The following is a 19,765-nucleotide window of genomic DNA, read 5'->3' as shown; positions in this document are numbered from 1 at the left end:
CCATGCGATCACCTCAATCTACACCCGAAATTACACCACGAGCGCGGACGCTAATGCGCATCAAGGTCACCAGTGGGCGAAGCATCGGAAAAGGGCCCAGCTGCGCAAGTTCGTCGAGAACGAACAATGTCGGTAGCGGGGGGGCTACGCGTCGGCGGGTAATCAGTCCGAGCAAGGTCGACACGTAAAGGCGCAGCAGTGTCGCGCTCGATTCCAGGCGATGGGGCGGGATGACGAAGAAGATCGAGAGCGGCCGCCCTTCAGTGACCGCAGACAAATCGAAGGTTGTTCGGCTCGTGACCTCAGCAAGATGGTCTCCCGCGAACATCGTAAGATGTTGGATTGCCGTGGACCGAACACTGGTGCGCACTTTCTCGCGTTCGTGTCCGAGGTAGTTTTTGAATTCCTGGGTGATGAAGCAATCTCTGCCGGCAAGCACAGTATCGAGTTTCACCGCTATGGTATAATCCAGATCCGGATCACTTAAAAAAGCCCGCAATGTGAAGAAGTTGCGCTTCTCTGGCGGCTCGAAGGTGCACAAATAGCCGATCACGCCGATTAGCAGCGCAAGAGCAAGATTATCCCAGAAACGGTCAGTAAGGGTACTAAGCCCACCGGGGATCGCAACCGCCAGCGCGTGGCAATCGGCTGCAAAGGTTGGGCTGTCCGGATCCAGCGTCTCCATCACGTTGAACGCCCCAGGAGCCAGCGGCTTACCATCGACGAGAATTGGTGCCATCTCCCCCCCAAGATCAATGACCTGCACATCGTGCCCGCAAGCCACAAGATGCGGAGCCACGGCCCTTGCGGCCTCTCCCTTGACGTCGATTGTCACCGACGGTCCCTTCCAAGAGAGCAGGGCGGGCATAATGACGTTGACACCCTTGCCCGCGCCGGTGGGTGCGATGGCCATGATGTGACCTTCGCCGCGATCAATGACCAGATCGGCGAATGGGTCCGGGGGGGCGGCAGCAGCAGGTTCATTAACATCGGCTGCAAAACCAACTTTCCGTGCACGATCTGCCTGAGCGCTACGACCGATCAGCAATCCGTCGTCGGGGAGTTCCCGCAACCTCGCGCGTCGGTTTGCCACCACCGCTTCTCTCATCGCGGCTGCCTCCCGTACCGGGCGCCGCGCTGCCCGCTTGCGTGGAGCACTGTGACCAGCCTGCTACCATGGATAACCGCAACGAGATGGCGGGTCCGTTCTGCAATGCCGGAGGGCAAAGATTGCCGGGCCTCTCGCGATAAGCTCACTGCCACGCAGCCCCCACCAACGTCGATCTCTCGATCAGCGCATTCGAGTAGGGCGGCGAGTACGGGTTCACGAACGCCGCGCTGCTTGATCCGGCGACGGGCGTGGTTGCTGTCAATTCGTTGCATATCGGTCCTCCGGCCGCCCTAGAACGTGCGGTCGGCACGTGAGTGACACGGATTAAGACCTGTGAACCTTTCATTGGATTTCACAGCGGCACAGCCGCGTTCCTGCGCTCCACGTAAGTCGGCGTAAGTTGGCGGCACTCGAAATAGCACTGCTTTCTGGCAAAATGTGCATGTCAGTACGGAGCAAAACGAAATGGTAGAAAAACCCGATTGGTATGACGGAGCTGTCGCGCAATGCGCGTCGTACAGTAATGTCGCCGGCGACATCATGGGCGACATCTATGGTGCGGGCGCCCTCAGCGTCTCGGCCAACCCTGCCTTTGCGGCCGTCGTCAGCGAGGCGATCGATCATCAAGTAAGCAGCGGCTTCGCAGACATGTGCGACCTGCCTGAAAACCTCGGTGCGTTCGATAACAACGGCGGCGGAGACAGCGGCGGCGGAGACAGCGGCGGTGGCGACACCGGCGGCGGAGATTTCTGATCTGTTTGGTGACCAGCCCCGGAGGGCCTTTTCCTCCGGCCGCACGAGCGAACCTTATCTCAAGGGACGAAGCAATGAATACGATGGCATCCAACATCCTTGAACAGCGCGCGCCGCTGTTTCCCATCCAGCGTGAGATGGCGCTTTCACGCCGCCTCGGTCTCGGTTTTGCGGGACTTGCAATTGCGATAGCAGCCGGGATCGACGCCCTCGCCGCGTTCTCCGCAAGCGAGCGCGGGGTCTTTCGCTTCGGGCTCGGTCGATTGACAGATTACCTGCTCGATCAGCAGATGCCGGGCGCAGAACTCCTGGCGTTTGCAGAGCGGGGCCACCTGTCGGCGATGTTCGCTATCGGCGCGCTGCTGCTCATCTTCGGCCGCTCAGCATCACCGCAGCCCGGGGCAGGCCAGATCGTGGTTTTTCACCGCCGATCGGGTTTCAGGCGCCAATTGCCCGCTTTGTTCCTCGGGATCGGACTGCTCGTGCTGGGCGGATGGACAGCGGAGGCGATCCACCCTTTGCTCGCAGGTCTTGTCGAATTTCCGGCGACGATGCTGATTGGCTGGTTCGCATGGCACGCCTGCATTCCCGAGATGAGGTGCGCGCTAACGGTGATTGCGGATACCCGCCAAGGTTTCGCTAACCGCGTGGAGATTTCCGGCGGGCTGTTCAACAAGATTGGCAAGGTCACTATCCGGCACGACGACCTCGCCGAGGCCATCGTCATGGAACCGAGCTGGACCCGGATGTTCAGTCATCGCGATCTTCTGCTCTGGCCCCGCACTCAAACGGGTGGCTGGAGGATCGACGCGATCGCGCCTGCCGCAGAAGCAAGCGAGCTGGCCGGCTACCTGAACGGCGATTTCAGATATGCACTTTCCCCGGCAGGGCTCAATTGGAGCAGTCGGTTCATGGGCGCCAATGGCGGCCAATGGATGTGATGATGGGCCTCAGGAGGAAGAAACAACATGCAATTTCACCTCAGCCAGATAGGCCGAACCGGAGCGCATCTACTGCTCGATGCCTTAGCGCGCGAGGGTGTGACGAGGATTCACCTACCGCCCGGCCCCCTGCCGATCGGCGTCATGATGATCAATCGACGTGTGGTAATCATCGGCACTTCGCAGACTCGGTTGATCGGCGATGTCAATCTCGGAGACCGCGCTCGCCTGCGGCTTGAGGGCCTTAACGTCGAAGGCAGACTCACAGTGGCCGGTGCTGCGGTCTTCCATGCGGTCGACTGCGATGTTGGCGGCGGCTTAGCGCTGGGCGGGGACTCAACCACCATCCTTCAGCGCTGCGCGCTGCACAACTCGGCCGACCGCGTTGCCCTGGTTGCATCGGATCGAGCGAAGGCATCGGTCGAGGACAGCACGTTGTCTGGCGGCAATGTGGTCGCAATCTTGGGTCCAACAGCGCAGGTCGGTTTCACACGATCTCACCTCGCCGGGCTCGCAGTCCACGATCGCCACGATCCCGCCCCCGATGCGCACCAACAGCGTGAAGGGCCTCGCCTGCCAAAGCTCAACAGATTATACTTCTTCAAGGGGAACTGATCATGAATCCTTCGGAACTCTCAAAAATTGCGGCTGAAGCTCGCGCAGCCTTCGAGAACGAACGCGCGGCCAACTTGGTCAGGATGGGCAAGGTCAATGTTCTGATATCCGGAAATGCCGGGGTCGGGAAAAGTACGCTGATCAATGCGGTGTTTGGCAGCAAGCTTGCCAAGACCGGGATCGGTGCGGCGGTGACCCAGCATATCCAAGACTACACTGTCGCCGACTGCCCGCTCCGGATCTTCGATACCCGCGGGTTCGAAATCAAGGGCGCGGACGAGACAGTTGACGCGGTCCGCAACAAGATCGACGCCTTGCGCCAGTCTACAGACCCCAATGATCAGCTGCACATTGCGTGGACCTGTATCCTCGAACAGTCCCACCGGATCGAGCCGGTCCAAGTTTCCTTTCTCGACATGCTTCGCGACCGCGGCGTGCCTGCTCTTGTGGTCGTGACCCAAGCTCTCGGCGAGCAGGAGATGCTCGCTAGGGTCCGGGACCTGGCAGTGCCCAACAACGGCGTGATCCCTGTTCTTGCTCTAGAGCGCGACATTGCTGGCCACAAGATATCCCCGTATGGAGTCGACGCGCTGGTTCGTAGGACGTTAGAACTGCTCCCCGAAGCTCAACGATCCGCTTTCACTGCAGCCCAAAAGGCGTGCTTTGATCTGAAAGAGCGGGCCGCAATCCGCGCAATCGATGCAGCGGTAGCATTGGCGGCATCGAGCGCGCTCATCCCGGTTTCTGGTGGCCACTCGGCAGCTTTGGTGACGATTCAGGCGGGCCTCATCGCACAGATCAACGCGGCGCTCGGGGTTAGCTCATCGGATCTTGGCGGACGCGATGTCGTAGCAGGGCTGTTCGGGATCGCGTTGGCCAAGATGGGCGGTCAGACCGCGTTCACCCTGGCGCTTGGTGAAGTGTTGCGCCTGTTCCCCGGGGCCGGTTGGGTAGGTGCGGCGGCCATCGGGGGGCCTGTCGGAGGCGCGATCACAAAAATGTTCGGGCACGTCTACCTTGATGCGATCAAAGGCAGCGTCCAGCGCGATGAGCCACTACCCGACCCTGAGGCGTTGGCCGACCGCATGCGTGACTTGCTGGATCGGCACGCTGACAGGTATCGCGCCTGATGTCTCCCGATTTGATTGAGATCTTTCTTACCCTAGGAGGGGTATTACTTCTCGTATTGCTGATTGTGTTATTCCTGCAACCGCGCGGACCTCAGGTACCCAGAATCCTTGTTTGCGGTGCCACAGGCGTGGGAAAGAGCACACTCATTAATACCCTTCTCGGCGAAGCAGCCGCAAAGGCCGGAATCGGGGCGCCGGTTACGCAAAACACGACGAAGATCGAGAGGCCCGGAGCACCGTTTTCCTTTTACGACTCTCGCGGAATGGAGGTTCTAGAAGCTAGCCAGACTTACCTTTTGCTCCTCAGTGATTTGCTCCATTTGCGGTTTCACCGCCGACACCGAGAGCAGATCGACTTCGTGCTCATGTGCATCCAGGAACCGCAAGGCCGTATCGATGATGCCCACATGGAGATCGCCGCCTTGTGCGACGATATGGCCATCCCGCTAGGGATCGCGATCACTAAGACTGAAGGCCAAACGGAACTACTCGAGGAAACTAAGCGTCACTTCTACAATGCTAGGTTCGTTATACCGATCCGAGCGTTGCCGCTGGTCCTCGGTGCGCTGACGATCCCCGCACAGAATGTTGATATCCTGACCAAGGCGTTGGTCGATAACGCGAAACGGGACGAGGTCGCCGCAAGGACGCGAGCAAAGAACGCGATGCAAACATCAATGCTGTCGCGCGCCGCACGGCAACTAGCAGCGACGAGCGGATCGAATGCGAAAGCTTGGGTTGCCTTTGCCGAGGCGAGCTTTTCTCTGCTTCCACTTCAACAGAGGCGCTGGCCACAGATCCGCAGCGACATGGACGGGATGGTGCGCAAGGCACTCGTAAGCGGCTTCTTCGAAAGGGTGTTCTTTACCCGATTTGATCGCGATCGGATCGATGCCGTGAACGCCCAGCGGATCATTCCATTCGTGATCCGGCGGTTCGTTGATCGAACCCGCGCGCTGAAACAGGACGACATCAATTCTGCGCACCATCAGGCACTAGAAGCGCTTCGAACTGAACGGCCCTTTAGGAGCCGTTTCTAGAGGGTCATTTTCACCGGAACTCAGGCGTTATTTGCCTCCCCAGTTTCACCATCAACCCGCATCGCCAAGACTCGGATGACTGGCAATACGAAGGCGGCATCAGTGGCGATGCGGCTGCTCGGATCGGAAAGTTTGCCTTCAACGCGTAGCCATTCGAGTCTGAGGTGCGATGCTGGCTATGTGCTACAAATTCTATGCAATTAGTCAATTTTGGGCTGTCAGTTGAGCTATCCATCATGCGCCGGATAGGCTAGGAAAGCCGCGTGAAACCAAGGCCTTTGCCATCGGAAATCGGGCCGGGAAGTGGTCGATCACAACGGTCCAAATATGGAACAACTTCGCGCACGCCCTACGCAGCGCGTCAGGCGCGCGCTTCAGCGCGGGAGTTCGGAAACCCCCATCAGCGCCTCGTCGACCGCGCGCGCGGCCTGACGGCCTTCGCGGATCGCCCAGACCACGAGGCTCTGCCCGCGACGCATGTCGCCGCAGGCAAAGACATTGGGCTCGCTGGTGGCATAGCTGTTGGTATCCGCCGCAACATTGCCGCGCGCGTCGAGCGTGACGCCCGCCTGTTCGAGCAGCCCCGCCTTGCGCGGGCCGACGAAGCCCATCGCGAGCAGGATCAGGTCGGCGGGGAGGGTGAACTCGCTGCCCGCGATTTCCTGCATCTGGCGGTCCTTCCATTCGACCCGCACGCATTCGAGCCCGGTGACCTTCTCGCCGTCGCCGATCACGCGCTTGGCGAGCACCGCCCAGTCGCGCTCGACGCCTTCCTGGTGGCTGGAGGAGGTGCGCAGCTTCATCGGCCAGTCGGGCCAGGTCAGCGCCTTGTCTTCCTTTTCCGGCGGCTTGGGCATGATCTCGAGCTGGGTGACGCTCTTGGCGCCCTGCCGGTTCGAGGTGCCCACGCAGTCGCTTCCCGTGTCGCCGCCGCCGAGCACGACGACGTGCTTTCCGGTGGCGGTGAGGCTGCCGCGCGGGGCGGCGCGCAGCTCGTCATCGCCGGCGACGCGCTTGTTCTGCTGGGTCAGGAACTCCATCGCGAGCCGCACCCCCGGCATTTCCGCACCCGGGATCGCCAGCTGGCGCGCATCTTCCGCGCCGCCCGCCAGCACCAGCGCGTCGAAGTTTTCCTGAAGGCTCTTGAACGAGATGTCGACGCCCACCTCCTTCGAGGTTTTGAACGTCACCCCTTCCGCCTCCATCTGCACGCAGCGGCGGTTGATGAGGTGCTTCTCCATCTTGAAGTCGGGGATGCCGTAGCGCAGCAGCCCGCCGACGCGGTCGTTCTTCTCGAACACCGTCACGCTGTGCCCGGCGCGCGCCAGCTGCTGGGCGCAGGCGAGGCCCGCGGGGCCCGAGCCGACGATGGCGACCGACTTGCCGGTCTTCTTTTCCGGCACCTGCGGCGTGATCCAGCCTTCCTTCCACCCGCGATCGACGATCGCGCATTCGATCGACTTGATCGTCACCGGCTGGTCGATGATGTTGAGCGTGCAGGCGGCCTCGCAGGGCGCGGGGCAGATGCGGCCGGTGAATTCGGGGAAGTTGTTGGTGGAATGGAGGTTGGCGAGCGCGCGCTTCCAGTCCGCCTCGTAGACGAGGTGGTTCCAGTCCGGGATCATGTTGTTCACCGGACAGCCGTTATGACAGTAGGGAATGCCGCAATTCATGCAGCGCGAGGCCTGCCCCGTCAGCGTCGCATCATCCGGCTGGATGACGAATTCGCGATAATTCTTCAGGCGCTCCTTGGGATCGAGATAATCCCGCTCACGGCGGTCCAGCTCGAGAAATCCGGTTTCCTTGCCCACTTATCGTTACCTTCGTTTCACTTCGTCATTGCGAGGAGCCGCAGGCGACGCGGCAATCCATGAACCGTTGCTCTCAACTCACGGCCTCAGTCCATGGATTGCTTCGCCTTCGGCTCGCAATGACGAGACAATTTCAAATCACTCCGCTGCGACGCTTTCGGCTTCCTGCCGCTCGGCTTCGAGCTTCCTGAGCGCCGCCGCATAATCGCGCGGCATCACCTTGACGAACTTGCCCAGCGCCGCGTCCCAATCGGCCAGCAGCGCGCCCGCCAGCTTGGAGCCGGTGTGGAGCTGGTGGCGCTCGACGAGGATGCGCAGCCGCTCGGCATCGTGACGCAGCATGTCGCCCATGCCGAAATCGTGGACCGAGCGCGGACGCTGCGCGGGGCGGCCCGTGCCTTCCTCCGCATCCGGCGTGGCCGAAATCGGCAGCAGATCGACCTGCGCGTGGTTGACGAGCTTTTCGAAGGCGCCCTCGGGGTCATAGACATAGGCGACCCCGCCGCTCATGCCCGCCGCGAAGTTGCGCCCGGTCCGGCCCAGCACCACCACCACGCCGCCGGTCATGTATTCGCAGCCGTGGTCCCCGGTGCCCTCGACCACCGCGATGGCGCCCGAGTTTCTCACCGCGAAACGTTCGCCCGCGACGCCGTTGAAGTACGCCTCGCCCGCAATCGCGCCGTAGAGCACGGTGTTGCCGACGATGATGTTCTCGTTGGACGCGCGCGGGGCCTCGGCCGGCTGGCGCACGATGATGCGCCCGCCCGAGAGCCCCTTGCCGACATAGTCGTTGGCATCGCCGACCAGATCGAGCGTCACCCCGTGGGCGAGCCACGCGCCGAAGCTCTGGCCCGCAACGCCCGTGAGGTTGATGCGGATCGTGTCGGTCGGCAGGCCCTCGTGCCCGTGCGCCTTGGCAACCTCGCCCGAGAGCATAGCCCCGACCGTGCGGTTGACGTTGCGCACGTCATATTCAAGCTGCACCGGCTGCTTGGTGTCGATCGCAGTGCGGCAATCGGCGATCAGCCGGTTGTCGAGCGCGCCGTCGAGGCCGTGGTCCTGCTCGCCGATCTGGCGGAGCGAAGCCCCGTCCTTGAGCGGCACCTGGTGGAGGATGCGGCCAAGATCAATCCCGCGCGCCTTCCAGTGGCGCTCCATCCGGCGGGTGTCGAGCCGGTCGACGCGGCCGACCATCTCGGCCACAGTGCGGAAGCCCATCTCGGCCATGATCTGGCGCAGTTCCTCGGCGACGAAGAACATGTAGTTGACCACGTGCTCCGGCTGCCCGGTGAAGCGCGCGCGCAGCACCGGGTCCTGCGTGGCAACGCCGACGGGGCAGGTGTTGAGGTGGCACTTCCGCATCATGATGCAGCCGGCCGCGATCAGCGGGGCGGTGGCAAAGCCGAACTCGTCCGCGCCGAGCAGCGCGCCAATGGCGACATCGCGCCCGGTGCGCAGGCCGCCATCGACCTGCACTGCGATCCGCGCGCGCAGATCGTTAAGCAGCAGGGTCTGCTGGGTCTCGGCCAGGCCGATCTCCCAGGGCGAACCCGCGTGGGTCAGCGAGGTCAGCGGCGAAGCGCCCGTGCCCCCGTCGTAGCCCGCAATCGTCACATGGTCCGCGCGCGCCTTCGAGACGCCCGCGGCGACCGTGCCGACGCCGACTTCGGACACCAGCTTGACCGAAATGCGCGCGACCGGGTTCACGTTCTTCAAGTCGTGGATCAGCTGCGCGAGATCCTCGATCGAGTAGATGTCGTGGTGCGGCGGCGGGCTGATCAGGCCCACACCCGGCGTCGAGTGCCGCACCGCGCCGATGCGCTTGTCGACCTTGTGCCCGGGCAGCTGCCCGCCCTCGCCGGGCTTTGCGCCCTGCGCCATCTTGATCTGGATGTCGTCCGAGTTGACGAGATATTCGGTGGTGACGCCGAAGCGGCCCGAGGCGACCTGCTTGATGCGGCTCCTCATCGAATCCCCGTTGGCGAGCGGCTTGAAGCGGAACGGCTCCTCCCCGCCCTCACCCGTGTTCGAGCGCCCGCCGATGCGGTTCATCGCGATCGCCATGGTCGAATGCGCCTCGTGGCTGATCGAGCCGAGGCTCATCGCGCCGGTGCTGAAACGCTTCACGATCTCGGAGGCGGGTTCCACCTCGTCGAGCGGGATCGGCTTGTCGGCCTTCCTGAACTCGAGCAGCCCGCGGATCGTCAGCAGCCGCTCGGACTGCTCGTTGATCGACTTGGCAAATTCCTCGTAGTTCTTCGGGTCATTGCCGCGCACCGCGTGCTGTAGCTGGGCGACGTTTTGCGGGGTCCAGGCGTGCTCCTCGCCGCGCAGGCGGTACTGGTAGATGCCGCCGACGTCGAGCATCCCGTCATAGAGCGGGTTGTCGCCATAGGCCTGCCCGTGGCGGCGCAGCGCTTCCTCGGCGACTTCGGCAAGGCCGATGCCTTCGATGGTGGTGGCGGTGCCGGTGAAATACTTCTCGACGAAGGCCGACGACAGCCCCACCGCATCGAAAATCTGCGCGCCGCAATAGGACTGATAGGTCGAGATGCCCATCTTGGACATGACCTTGCGGATGCCCTTGCCGATCGCCTTGATGAAGTTTTGCTGCACCTTGGTGGCGGCGAGGTCAGGGTGCCGCTTGGCGCGCAGAGCCTCGAGCGTCTCGAAGGCGAGATAGGGATTGATCGCCTCCGCGCCGTAGCCCGCGAGCACGCAGAAGTGGTGCACCTCGCGCGCCTCGCCGGTCTCGACCACGAGGCCGGCATTCATGCGCAAGCCCTGCCGCACGAGGTGGTGGTGCACCGCCGCCGTCGCCAGCAGCGCGGGCATCGGCACGCGGGTTTCGCTCGCGCCGCGGTCGCTGAGGACGAGGATGTTGTGATCCTGCAGCACCGCTTCGGTCGCCGCCCAGCACATTTCCTTCAGCGCCATTTCAAGGCCTTCGGCCCCGCTCTTGGCATCCCATGTGATGTCGATCGTGGCGCAGCGGAAGGCCCCGTCCAAGGCCTCCTCGACCGAGCGGATCTTGGCCAGATCCTCGTTGGTGAGGATCGGCTGATCCACTTCCAAACGCTTGTGCGTCCCCGCATCGCGGCCGAGCAGGTTCGGGCGCGGGCCGATCATGCTGGTGAGGCTCATCACCAGTTCCTCGCGGATCGGGTCGATCGGCGGGTTCGTCACCTGCGCGAAGTTCTGCTTGAAATAGTCGTAGAGCAGCCGCGCACGGTCCGACAGCACGGCGATCGGCGTGTCGGTGCCCATCGATCCGATCGGGTCGTCGGCCTCCACCGCCATCGGCTCGAGAAAGCGGGTGATGTCCTCCTGCGTGTAGCCGAAGGCCTGCTGGCGCTGGAGCAGCGTGCCCTCTTCCGCCGGGATCGCCGCGAGTTCGGGCACTACGTCGGTGATGTCCTCGAGCTTGTACTGCGCCTGATGCAGCCACTCGGCGTAGGGCTCGGCCTGCGCGAGATCGGCCTTGAGCTCGTCATCCTCGATGATGCGGCCTTGCTCCAGATCGATCAGCAGCATCTTGCCGGGCTGCAAGCGCCACTTCCTGACGATATCGCCTTCCGCGAAGGGCAGCACGCCGCTTTCCGAGGCGAGGCAAACGATGTCGTCCTTCGTCACGCAGAAGCGCGCCGGACGCAGCCCGTTGCGGTCGAGCGTCGCGCCGATCTGGCGGCCGTCGGTGAAACACACCGAGGCCGGGCCATCCCACGGCTCCATCAGCGCGGCGTGATATTCGTAGAAGGCGCGCCGCTCGGGCGTCATCAGCGGGTTGCCGGCCCAGGCCTCGGGGATGAGGATCATCATCGCATGGGCGAGGCTGTATCCGCCCGCGATCAGCAGCTCCAGGGCGTTGTCGAGGCAGGCCGTGTCCGATTGCCCGTGCGGGATGATCGGCCACATCTTGTCGAGATCGGGCCCCAACAGCTCGCTTTCCATCGTGCGGCGGCGGGCGTTCATCCAGTTGACGTTGCCGCGCACCGTGTTGATCTCGCCGTTGTGGGCGATGAAGCGGAACGGATGCGCGAGCCGCCAGCTGGGGAAGGTGTTGGTGCTGAAACGCTGGTGGACAAGGCCCAGCGCCGAGACGCAGGCCGGGTCGCGCAGGTCGTCATAGAAAGAGCCGACCTGCGTCGCCAGCAGCAGCCCCTTGTAGACGACCGTACGGGTCGAGAAGGACGGGATGTAGGTTTCGACCACGCCGGGCAGGCCGTGCTTTTCGGCGAGCTGGGCGAGCGGGTTCTGCACCTGCTTGCGGATTGTCAGCAGCTTCCTTTCGAACGCGTCCTGATCGGCGCAGTTCGCCCCGCGGCCGATCACCGCCATCTCGATCACCGGCATCGAGGCGATCACCGCCGCGCCGAGGCCGGCGGGCGTGGTCGGAACCTGCCGCCAGCCAATGAAGCGCTGGCCTTCCTTGGCGGTGAAGGCTTCCATCCGCGCCTTGACGAAGTCGCGCGCGGCGGCGTCCTGCGGGAGGAAGCACATGCCGACGGCATATTCGCCCGGCGCAGGGAGATCGTGTCCTTCGCCTGTCGCCCATCGGCGAATCAGCGGATCGGGAATCTGAATCAGAATCCCCGCGCCGTCGCCCAGAAGCGGGTCCGCGCCGACCGCGCCGCGATGGTCGAGCTTCTCGAGAATCTCGAGCGCGCTAGCAATGATCGCATGGCTTTTCTCGCCCTTGATATGCGCAACCATGCCGACGCCGCAGGCGTCATGTTCGTTGGCGGGGTCATAGAGACCCTGGGCATTAGGGTAACCCATGCATCAAGTCCGTTCTGTCAGATGCCGAGAGGCGCGAACCTTGTCGCATGATCGCTCATGCAAAGGAACACGCCTCGGGCAGGTCTAGCGAGCACGCCTTCCCCCTGCGGGGTGGCCATTGCCCGTTTTCGCGGCCCTCATGCCGACAGGAAGCGGGTTTGGCAAGGGCTGCGCGCGAAGGAATATTTCTCGCAGACCTATTCAGACTTTAGGTTGATTGCGCAAAGCGCATATTTCGGGCCGCTCGGTTGCAGCTTTTGCGCGGAACGGTTTTGCCTCAGGCCGCCCCGCGGACACGCTCGAAGTGCGGCTGGAAGCGGTCGCGCGCGGCGCGCAACTGCTCTTCGCGGCGCGGCAGGCGGGGTGCGGGGCGGCCCTTGCCGCTCAGCGCTTCCAAAGCCTTCAAGGCCTCGGCAAGCGCGGCCTCGCGCGCGGCGAGATCGGCAGGAGCAAGGCTGCGGCCGGGCGACATCTCGCGGACCTCGTGGAGCGCGCCGGCAAAACGCTCGACCATCTCGGCGAGGCTGAGTTCGCTCACCGGCACCGCGCGCAAGCGGGCGAGCGCGGCGGTCCCCGGTGCCGCGGGCGGCGGGACGGTGGTGCGCAAGGGGCGTGCGGAGCTTTCGGGATGCGGATCGGCGGGCACAGGCTCGGGCTCGGGCGCCGCCGCGGGCGCTGCGGCAAGTTCGGGCGCGGCAACGGTCTCCTCGACCCACACGGCATTGCGCCCCGGCAGTTCGGCAAACTGGGAAAGATCGAGCTCGCGCGGTTCGGGTTCGGTCTGCTGCTGCGGCGCGGGCGCGGCTGCGGGCGACGGATCGTGGAGGTCGGCATCGCGCCACGCGGGCGTCGAGAAGGGCATGGTATCGACCGGATCGTCGAGCCGCAGCGACCCCAGATCCCGTACGGGGTCGATCGGCGTCACCCTCCGAGCGGCCATCTTGACCAGCGAGGGCCCGGGCAAACTCCGTCGGGCGGCCATATGGCCCAGCGCGGCAATCGCGAAAAGCAGCATGCCCAGCAGTCCTGCGGCAACCGCGGCGAGCACCGAATGCCCCGCGCTGCCCCACGTGCCCATCAGCGTGCGGTCCAGAAGCTGTTCGACGAGCGCGGCCGGCAACACCAGCACCACGCCTGCGCCGAGCAGCATGCCCCACACTCCCAGAAGCGGTGCGAAAGCCCGGTGTGCCGCGAGCGGCTTCCTGTCCGGGCGGCGGCTCTTCTTGCGTTCCCGCCGTCCCGGCTTGCCTTGCTGCCCCGATGCCATGCGACACTTACCCCGTTTGCGCGACGGCACGCGACGCGCCGCCATTGTCACCACGGGCTAGCAAGAGATGGTAAACGGAGAGATAACGGCGCGCATTGTGCGCCCAGTCATGGCGGGTGCGCACATGATCGACCGCGCGCGCCTTCATCGCCTCCCACTCCCCGCGATTGTCGAGCAGGCGGGCGAGCGCGGCGGCGCAGGCGGCCGGGTCGTCGGGGGCGAACAGCGTGCCGGTCTCGCCGTCCGCGATCAGTTCGCGGTGCCCGCCGACGCTGGACGCCGCGACCAGCCGGCGCTGGGCCATCGCTTCCAGCGGCTTCAGCGGTGTGACCAGATCGGTGAGCCGCTGCGCCTTCCTCGGATAGGCGAGCACGTCGACCAGCGAGTAGTAGCGCTCGACCGCAGTGTGGGGCACGCGGCCGGTGAAGATCACGGCTTGCGGATCGGGAAGCGCGGCCGCGGCGGCGCGCCAGGCCTCGTCCATCGGCCCCGCGCCCACCAGCAGCAGCCGTGCCTCGGGATGCGCTCCGCGCAGCAGCGGCATCGCTGCGATGAGGTCATCGACGCCCTCATAGGCATAGAAGCTGCCGATATAGCCGATCACCGGAGCCCCTCGCGCGATGCCGAGTTCGGCCGCCAGCGCCTCGTCGCGCGGGGGCGGATCGCCGAACAGGGACAGATCGACGCCGTTGGGCATGACATTGATGCGCGCCTCGGGAATGCCCCGCGATGCCAGATCGTCCTTGAGGCCGTGGCAGATCGTGAACAACGCATCCGCCGCGCGCGCCACGCGGGTTTCGAGCGCGCGGGTCAGGCGGTATTTGAGATTGCCCTCGGTGCCCGAAAGGTTGCCGACCGCGGCATCCTCCCAGAAAGCGCGGATCTCGTAGACGAAGGGCACGCCCAGGGCGCGCGCGGCGCGCTCGGCCGCCGCGCCGCACAGGGCGGGCGAATGGGCGTGGATGATGTCGGGGCGCCATTCGTCGGCGAGCTTGATGATCGCGGCAGCCAGCGCCTCGATCTCGCCGAGCTCGCGCAGCGGCGGCGGGCCGGCGGGCGTGCCGGGGGTGCGGTGGAAGATCAGCCCGTCAGCCTCCTCGCACGGGGCTGTAACCGCCGCCTCGAGGTTGTGCCGCTGTCCAGTGATCCCGCGCACTTCGATCCCGTGCCCCTCCTGCGCCTTCAGGATGGCGCGGGTGCGGAAGGTGTAGCCGCTGTGGAGCGGCAGCGAATGATCGAGGACATGGAGGACGCGGGTCATGGACCGTCCCTCTATCGCAGGCGTGCTTAACGCCGCGTCAACTGGCTGGGAGTAAGGCTCACCCATGACGCCAGCGCGGACCATGACCGACCGATGATCGACACCTTCGCCCTAGCCCTCGGCCATGGCCTGCTCGCTTTCGCGATGCTGCGGCTGGTGATGCGCGCCGGGCTCGACGAGGACCCGCTGATCTCCAGCATCAAGGCCGAGACCGCCAGCAACCGCAAGGCGGCCAGCGTTTCGGGCCGCAACGCTGCGCGCCGTTCGCGCGGGGCCGGTGCCGAAGCGGACGAACCTGCCGAGGGGCCGCAGTGAAGGACCTCTTCTTTCTCGTCTTCATCGCCTATGTGATGCTGCTCGGCCTCAGGCGCCCGTTCCTGTGGGTGCTACTATACATCTATATCGACATCCTCTCGCCCCAGCGGATCGGCTATTCGATCATCACCAGCCTGCCGCTGTCGCTGATCGCCTTTGCCGCGGCCTTCGGCGGATGGCTGGCGATCGACCGCAAGGACGGCGCGCGCTTCACCTTCCGCCAAGGGCTGATGCTGTGCCTCTTGCTCTATTGCTGGTGGACCACCGGCAATGCCGATTTCCCCGAGGAGGCGCTGACCAAGTGGGACTGGGTGTGGAAGGCGCTGCTGTTCGCGATCTTCCTCCCCCTCACCCTCACCACCCGCGCGCGGATCGAGGGGCTGGCGCTGTCGCTGGTGCTGAGCGTCGCGATGATCGTGATCGCCACGGGATTGAAGGTGGTGACCGGCGGGGGCGGCTATGGCGAGCTCAATTTCTTCGTCGACGACAACAGCGGCATTTACGAAAGCTCCACGCTGGCGACCGTCGCGATCGGGCTGATCCCCTTGCTGTGGTGGCTGGTGAAGCACGGGACGGTGTTCCCGCGCCATTGGACGGTGACGCTCTTCGCCGCCGCGCTGACCTTTGCCGCGCTGCTGGTCCCCATCGGCACCGAGGCACGCACGGGCCTGCTCTGCATCGCCGCGCTGGCGGTGCTGCTGCTGCGCTATTCCAACCGGCGCCTTCTGTTCATCGCCGGGGCCGGCATGCTCGGCCTTGCGGCTCTCCCCTTCCTCCCGCAATCCTATTACGACCGCATGGCGACCATCGCCGAACCGGGCGGCGACGAGAGCGCATCGACCCGCGTGGCGGTTTGGAACTGGACGCTGCAATACGTCCAGACCAAGCCGCTGGGCGGCGGGTTCGATGCCTACCGCTCGAACAAGTTCACCTACACGATGCCGGTCAAGAAGACCGACGGCAACACCACCACAATCGAATACACCGAGGTCGAGGACAAGGCGCGCGCCTACCACTCCTCGGTGTTCGAGATGCTGGGCGAACAGGGCTGGCCGGGGCTCGGGATGTGGCTGCTGCTGCACCTTGCCGGGCTGTGGCAGATGGAGCGCGTCCAGCGCCGCTGGAAGAAGGCCGCTGACGAGGAGACGACCCGCTGGATCGCGCCGCTGGCCGCGGCCCTGCAGATGGGCGCGGTGATTTATCTGGTCGGCGCGCTGTTCCAGGGAATCGCTTACCAGCCGGTGATGCTGATGCTGGTGGGCCTGCAGACCGCGCTCCACACATATTGTCTGCGCATCGATTCGGCGCGGGCGACGCTCGAACGCAGCGCCTCGCGCAAGGCTGCGGTCGACGGCCAGATGCACGGTGCCGTAGCGGCATAGCTGTCAGCGTTGCGTCGCCTGCGCGCTTGCGCCATGTAGCGCGGCGCAAGGCAAGCGAAGGCAGCCCCGGATCGGGCGCCTCGCCCACAAGAGGAGGAGCCCTGATGAACGCGCAGGATTTGGCCGCCAAGGTCGGCGAAGTGATCGGCACCAGTGATTGGGCCGAGATGAGCCAGGAACGGATCAACCAGTTCGCCGAGGCGACCGGCGATCACCAGTTCATCCACGTCAACGAAGAGATGGCGAAGATGACGCCTTTCGGCGGCACGATTGCCCACGGCTTCCTGACCTTGTCGATGATCCCCTATCTCGGCGCCCAGGGCGGCGCGCCGCGGGTCGATGGCGTCAAGATGGGCGTCAACTACGGCGGCAACAAGACCCGCTTCATCGCCCCGGTCCGCGCCGGCAAGCGCATCCGCGGCCACTGGAAGCTCATCGAAATGGTCGAGAAGCGCCCCGGCCAGTGGCAGCAGACCTGCGAGATCACCATCGAGATCGAAGGCGAGGAAAAGCCCGCACTGATCTGCGAGTGGATCACGCAATACTTCGTGTGATTTGCGTGCTGTGAGTCCCCGCGCAGGCGGGGATCTCCATCGGCAATGCAACATCGCCTGAGGCCCCCGCCTGCGCGGGGGCGCACCCCCAGACAAGGATACCCCCATCATGGCACGTGACGCCGTCATCGTTTCCACCGCCCGCACCCCCATCGGCCGCGCCTACAAGGGCGCCTTCAACGCCACCCCCGGGCCGACGCTCGGCGCCCTCTCCCTCGCTCCCGCGATCGAGCGCGCCGGGATCGAAGCCGGGCAGATCGACGATGTGGTGTGGGGCACGGTCCTCACCCAAGGCACCCAGGCCGGCAACATCGCCCGCCAGGTCGCGCTGCGCGCCGGTTGCCCGGTGGGCGTGAGCGGCCAGACCATCGACCGCCAGTGCTCCTCGGGCCTGATGGCGATCGCCACCGCCGCCAAGCAGATCATCGTCGACAACATGGACATCGTCGTCGGCGGCGGGCAGGACTCCATCTCGCTGGTGCAGACCCCCGAGATGCGCGTCTCGCCCGACCGCTCGCTGATCGCGATGCACAAGGATGTCTACATGCCGATGCTCGGCACGGCTGAAACCGTCGCCAAGCGCTACAACATCAGCCGCGAGGCCCAGGACGAATACGCCCTGCAATCGCAGCAGCGCACCGCGGCCGCGCAGGCCGAGGGGCGCCTGGATGCCGAGATCGTCCCCGTCACCGTCACCATGAACGTGGTCGACAAGGAAACGAAGGAAGTCTCGCAGAAGGAAATCACCCTCTCCAAGGACGAGGGCAACCGTCCTGAGACCACGCTCGAAGGCCTCCAGAGCCTCCAGCCGGTGATGGGCCCGGGCATGAACATCACCGCGGGCAACGCCTCGCAGCTGTCGGACGGCTCCTCGGCCGCGGTGCTGATGGAAGCCAAGCTCGCCGAACAGCGCGGGCTCCAGCCGCTCGGCCGCTATGTCGGCATGGCGGTCGCGGGCACCGAGCCTGACGAGATGGGCATCGGCCCGGTCTTCGCGATCCCGAAGCTGCTGAAGCAGACCGGCGTCAAGATGGAAGACATCGGCCTGTGGGAACTCAACGAGGCCTTCGCGGTGCAGGTGCTCTACTGCCGCGACCAGCTCGGCATCCCCAACGACATCCTCAACGTCTCCGGCGGCTCGATCTCGATCGGCCACCCCTACGGCATGACCGGCGCGCGCTGCACCGGCCACGCGCTGATCGAAGGCAAGCGCCGCGGTGCCAAGTATGTAGTCGTCACCATGTGCGTTGGTGGCGGCATGGGTGCGGCTGGTCTCTTCGAGGTCTTCTAAGCGGAACGCCCAAAGGCGAAAAATGAGCGGCGCGGGGGCAACTCCCGCGCCGTTTTTCATTGGCTCAGTCGCCCGACACCCACCATGCGACGAAACTCGCGTAGCTCGGCCACATGGTCAGCCCGGGCCGCGCATCGCGGGTCGCAAGCTTGGGGTCGTGCCAGTCCTCGCGGTCGACGGCGTAGACCTTGCGGTCCTTGATCCACAGGACATACCAGAGCCCTTGCGGGTCGCTGTAGTCCGACCGCTCCTCGCTTTGGGCGATGGCGAGGAATTCGGGATGCAGGCCGAATTCCTGCGTCATCGCCTGCGTCCAGCCCTTGAGCGTGACGAAGCTCGCGACCGGATCGCACAGCGACAGGTGCGTGCGCCGGGTCAGCACGCGGTCCATCCGGTAGGCGCGCATCAGATCGAGCGCGGCGGGATCGCGCACCCAGCCCAGTTCCTTCATCGCCGCGGCGACCTTGCCCGCCTGCTTGGCGGGCCGCGCGGCGGAGAACGGCTCGTCCTCGTCATCGGTCTGCTGCGCAAGGGCGTGGTCGAGATAGCGCCGCGCCGCCTGCGGATCGGCGATGATGCCGGTCTCGGCCGAGGGCGCGGGCAGCGGCGCGGCGGCGACCGCGATGAAGCTATCCGGCTCGCGCGTCGTCTCGGGCACGGAATCGTAGGGCAGCGTGTCCGGCAAGGAGTGGCGATAGCGCCCCTCCCACCCGATGCGCTTGAGCACGGCAGCGAACAGCGTGTCGATGATCAGGTCATTGTCGTCGTACCCGTCGAACCAGCCGCGTTCGAAGGTCTTGCCCGCCTTGGACTTCCACAGGGCCGCGTGCGCGGCGAGCAGGGCTGCCCCGCTCGCGAACTCTCCCGTCAGCGCGCGCCGGTAGAACTGCGCTTCGGCGACCTGGAACTTGGGCCAGCGGTTGCGCACCGTGCTGTCCTCCCAGTCCTGCCAACGCGCCATGTCGAGCGGGGCGCCACCGGCGATGGCATCGAGCAGGATGGCCTTGAACGAGGGGAAGAGATCGGGCTCCTTGCGCGGGTGGCGGGGCACGCGGGTGAGCGGCCGGCCGAGCAGATAGGCCGCGATGCGCACATCCGATTCGTCCGAATATTCATTCGGCCACACGGGCCCCCGCAACGCGCAGTAATCGACCATGCGTTCATGCTGATCGACCGCCCTGCCGAGGTAAAGGCGCGCCGCTTCGACATCGCCCTGCCCCCAGTAAAGCTTGGCCAGTTCGACATAATTGCGCACATGCCCGGCAATGTTCATCGTCGCCATGCGGGGATCGCCCTCGGCGATCTGGCGCTCGATCAGCCCGGCCTTGTCGAGCCCGCCCCACGCATCGACCTTGCCCTCGACGAAGTCGTGATAGAGGCCAAGCAGATAGGCGATCCGGCTCTTGGGCTCGGACGTCTTGTCCCCCAGCAGCTTTCCGAAAATCTTCCTGAACATCAGCGCCCCCTAGGGGCGTGATGGCCCCGCATCCGCCCGTTTGCAGGCGGCGCGGGGCC

At 65.0% G+C, this 19,765-nt stretch carries 15 protein-coding genes; 9 read left to right on the top strand and 6 right to left on the bottom strand.

From position 1 onward, the window contains the following. Positions 1 to 13: 13 nt before the first annotated feature. Positions 14 to 1,108: a type IV secretory system conjugative DNA transfer family protein gene (locus tag AX708_RS03740; RefSeq protein WP_082747202.1), complete on the bottom strand. Its 1,095-nt coding sequence runs from the start codon at positions 1,106 to 1,108 to the stop codon at positions 14 to 16. Between the two features lie 468 nt (positions 1,109 to 1,576). Between AX708_RS03740 and AX708_RS03735 the strand changes: the two genes are divergently transcribed. The 5 genes from AX708_RS03735 (at position 1,577) to AX708_RS03715 (ending at position 5,590) form a co-directional block, all read left to right on the top strand. Then, positions 1,577 to 1,864 (top strand): hypothetical protein, encoded by a 288-nt coding sequence (locus tag AX708_RS03735; RefSeq protein ID WP_156443474.1) that lies wholly within the window; start codon positions 1,577 to 1,579, stop codon positions 1,862 to 1,864. A 74-nt stretch (positions 1,865 to 1,938) separates the two neighbouring features. Next, a complete protein-coding gene (locus tag AX708_RS03730; RefSeq protein ID WP_066531630.1) occupies positions 1,939 to 2,805 on the top strand; it encodes a hypothetical protein in 867 nt (288 codons plus the stop codon). A gap of 27 nt (positions 2,806 to 2,832) precedes the next feature. After that, complete coding sequence (locus AX708_RS03725; protein WP_066531631.1) at positions 2,833 to 3,420, top strand: hypothetical protein; 588 nt, start codon at positions 2,833 to 2,835, stop codon at positions 3,418 to 3,420. A gap of 2 nt (positions 3,421 to 3,422) precedes the next feature. Then, positions 3,423 to 4,550 carry a GTPase gene (locus tag AX708_RS03720; RefSeq protein ID WP_066531634.1) on the top strand — a complete coding sequence of 376 codons (1,128 nt, stop codon included), beginning with the start codon at positions 3,423 to 3,425 and terminating at the stop codon, positions 4,548 to 4,550. Continuing rightward, positions 4,550 to 5,590, top strand: a complete 1,041-nt coding sequence (locus tag AX708_RS03715) for a GTPase domain-containing protein (RefSeq protein WP_066531636.1) — start codon at positions 4,550 to 4,552, stop codon at positions 5,588 to 5,590. Before AX708_RS03720 ends, AX708_RS03715 begins: the two co-directional genes overlap by 1 nt. 374 nt (positions 5,591 to 5,964) lie before the next feature. Here AX708_RS03715 and AX708_RS03710 read toward each other — a convergent pair whose 3' ends face one another. From AX708_RS03710 to AX708_RS03695, 4 genes are all read right to left on the bottom strand, one after another. After that, the gene (locus AX708_RS03710; protein ID WP_066531638.1) at positions 5,965 to 7,401 is read right to left on the bottom strand and encodes a glutamate synthase subunit beta; all 1,437 of its coding nucleotides are present in this window, start codon (positions 7,399 to 7,401) and stop codon (positions 5,965 to 5,967) included. 138 nt (positions 7,402 to 7,539) lie between these two features. After that, the gene (gltB, locus tag AX708_RS03705) at positions 7,540 to 12,180 is read right to left on the bottom strand and encodes a glutamate synthase large subunit (RefSeq protein WP_066531640.1); all 4,641 of its coding nucleotides are present in this window, start codon (positions 12,178 to 12,180) and stop codon (positions 7,540 to 7,542) included. A 277-nt stretch (positions 12,181 to 12,457) separates the two neighbouring features. Continuing rightward, the gene (locus AX708_RS03700; protein WP_066531642.1) at positions 12,458 to 13,330 is read right to left on the bottom strand and encodes a hypothetical protein; all 873 of its coding nucleotides are present in this window, start codon (positions 13,328 to 13,330) and stop codon (positions 12,458 to 12,460) included. A gap of 124 nt (positions 13,331 to 13,454) precedes the next feature. Continuing rightward, positions 13,455 to 14,708, bottom strand: coding sequence for a TIGR04063 family PEP-CTERM/XrtA system glycosyltransferase (locus AX708_RS03695; protein ID WP_066531651.1), 1,254 nt, complete (start codon positions 14,706 to 14,708; stop codon positions 13,455 to 13,457). 93 nt (positions 14,709 to 14,801) lie between these two features. Between AX708_RS03695 and AX708_RS03690 the strand changes: the two genes are divergently transcribed. From AX708_RS03690 to AX708_RS03675, 4 genes are all read left to right on the top strand, one after another. Beyond that, positions 14,802 to 15,023 carry a hypothetical protein gene (locus AX708_RS03690; protein ID WP_066531653.1) on the top strand — a complete coding sequence of 74 codons (222 nt, stop codon included), beginning with the start codon at positions 14,802 to 14,804 and terminating at the stop codon, positions 15,021 to 15,023. Beyond that, the gene (locus AX708_RS03685) at positions 15,020 to 16,405 is read left to right on the top strand and encodes a putative O-glycosylation ligase, exosortase A system-associated (protein ID WP_066531655.1); all 1,386 of its coding nucleotides are present in this window, start codon (positions 15,020 to 15,022) and stop codon (positions 16,403 to 16,405) included. Before AX708_RS03690 ends, AX708_RS03685 begins: the two co-directional genes overlap by 4 nt. A gap of 104 nt (positions 16,406 to 16,509) precedes the next feature. After that, positions 16,510 to 16,959: a MaoC family dehydratase gene (locus AX708_RS03680; protein ID WP_066531656.1), complete on the top strand. Its 450-nt coding sequence runs from the start codon at positions 16,510 to 16,512 to the stop codon at positions 16,957 to 16,959. Between the two features lie 109 nt (positions 16,960 to 17,068). After that, positions 17,069 to 18,250 carry an acetyl-CoA C-acyltransferase gene (locus AX708_RS03675; RefSeq protein WP_066531657.1) on the top strand — a complete coding sequence of 394 codons (1,182 nt, stop codon included), beginning with the start codon at positions 17,069 to 17,071 and terminating at the stop codon, positions 18,248 to 18,250. 64 nt (positions 18,251 to 18,314) lie between these two features. Here AX708_RS03675 and AX708_RS03670 read toward each other — a convergent pair whose 3' ends face one another. Beyond that, the gene (locus AX708_RS03670; RefSeq protein ID WP_066531658.1) at positions 18,315 to 19,706 is read right to left on the bottom strand and encodes a hypothetical protein; all 1,392 of its coding nucleotides are present in this window, start codon (positions 19,704 to 19,706) and stop codon (positions 18,315 to 18,317) included. Positions 19,707 to 19,765 lie beyond the last annotated feature (59 nt).

Origin of the sequence: Erythrobacter sp. CCH5-A1 (assembly GCF_001557115.1) — a bacterium.
In the GTDB taxonomy this organism is placed as follows: domain Bacteria; phylum Pseudomonadota; class Alphaproteobacteria; order Sphingomonadales; family Sphingomonadaceae; genus Erythrobacter.
This window is presented reverse-complemented; position numbering and strand designations above follow the sequence as displayed.

Excerpts from the sequence above, each read along its gene's own strand:
- AX708_RS03740 (WP_082747202.1), bottom strand. The coding sequence starts at position 1,108 with ATGAGAGAAGCGGTGGTGGCAAACCGACGCGCGAGGTTGCGGGAACTC.
- AX708_RS03735 (WP_156443474.1), top strand. The coding sequence starts at position 1,577 with ATGGTAGAAAAACCCGATTGGTATGACGGAGCTGTCGCGCAATGCGCG.
- AX708_RS03730 (WP_066531630.1), top strand. The coding sequence starts at position 1,939 with ATGAATACGATGGCATCCAACATCCTTGAACAGCGCGCGCCGCTGTTT.
- AX708_RS03725 (WP_066531631.1), top strand. The coding sequence starts at position 2,833 with ATGCAATTTCACCTCAGCCAGATAGGCCGAACCGGAGCGCATCTACTG.
- AX708_RS03720 (WP_066531634.1), top strand. The coding sequence starts at position 3,423 with ATGAATCCTTCGGAACTCTCAAAAATTGCGGCTGAAGCTCGCGCAGCC.
- AX708_RS03715 (WP_066531636.1), top strand. The coding sequence starts at position 4,550 with ATGTCTCCCGATTTGATTGAGATCTTTCTTACCCTAGGAGGGGTATTA.
- gltB (WP_066531640.1), bottom strand. The coding sequence starts at position 12,180 with ATGGGTTACCCTAATGCCCAGGGTCTCTATGACCCCGCCAACGAACAT.
- AX708_RS03700 (WP_066531642.1), bottom strand. The coding sequence starts at position 13,330 with ATGCTGCTCGGCGCAGGCGTGGTGCTGGTGTTGCCGGCCGCGCTCGTC.
- AX708_RS03695 (WP_066531651.1), bottom strand. The coding sequence starts at position 14,708 with ATGACCCGCGTCCTCCATGTCCTCGATCATTCGCTGCCGCTCCACAGC.
- AX708_RS03690 (WP_066531653.1), top strand. The coding sequence starts at position 14,802 with ATGATCGACACCTTCGCCCTAGCCCTCGGCCATGGCCTGCTCGCTTTC.
- AX708_RS03680 (WP_066531656.1), top strand. The coding sequence starts at position 16,510 with ATGAACGCGCAGGATTTGGCCGCCAAGGTCGGCGAAGTGATCGGCACC.
- AX708_RS03675 (WP_066531657.1), top strand. The coding sequence starts at position 17,069 with ATGGCACGTGACGCCGTCATCGTTTCCACCGCCCGCACCCCCATCGGC.
- AX708_RS03670 (WP_066531658.1), bottom strand. The coding sequence starts at position 19,706 with ATGTTCAGGAAGATTTTCGGAAAGCTGCTGGGGGACAAGACGTCCGAG.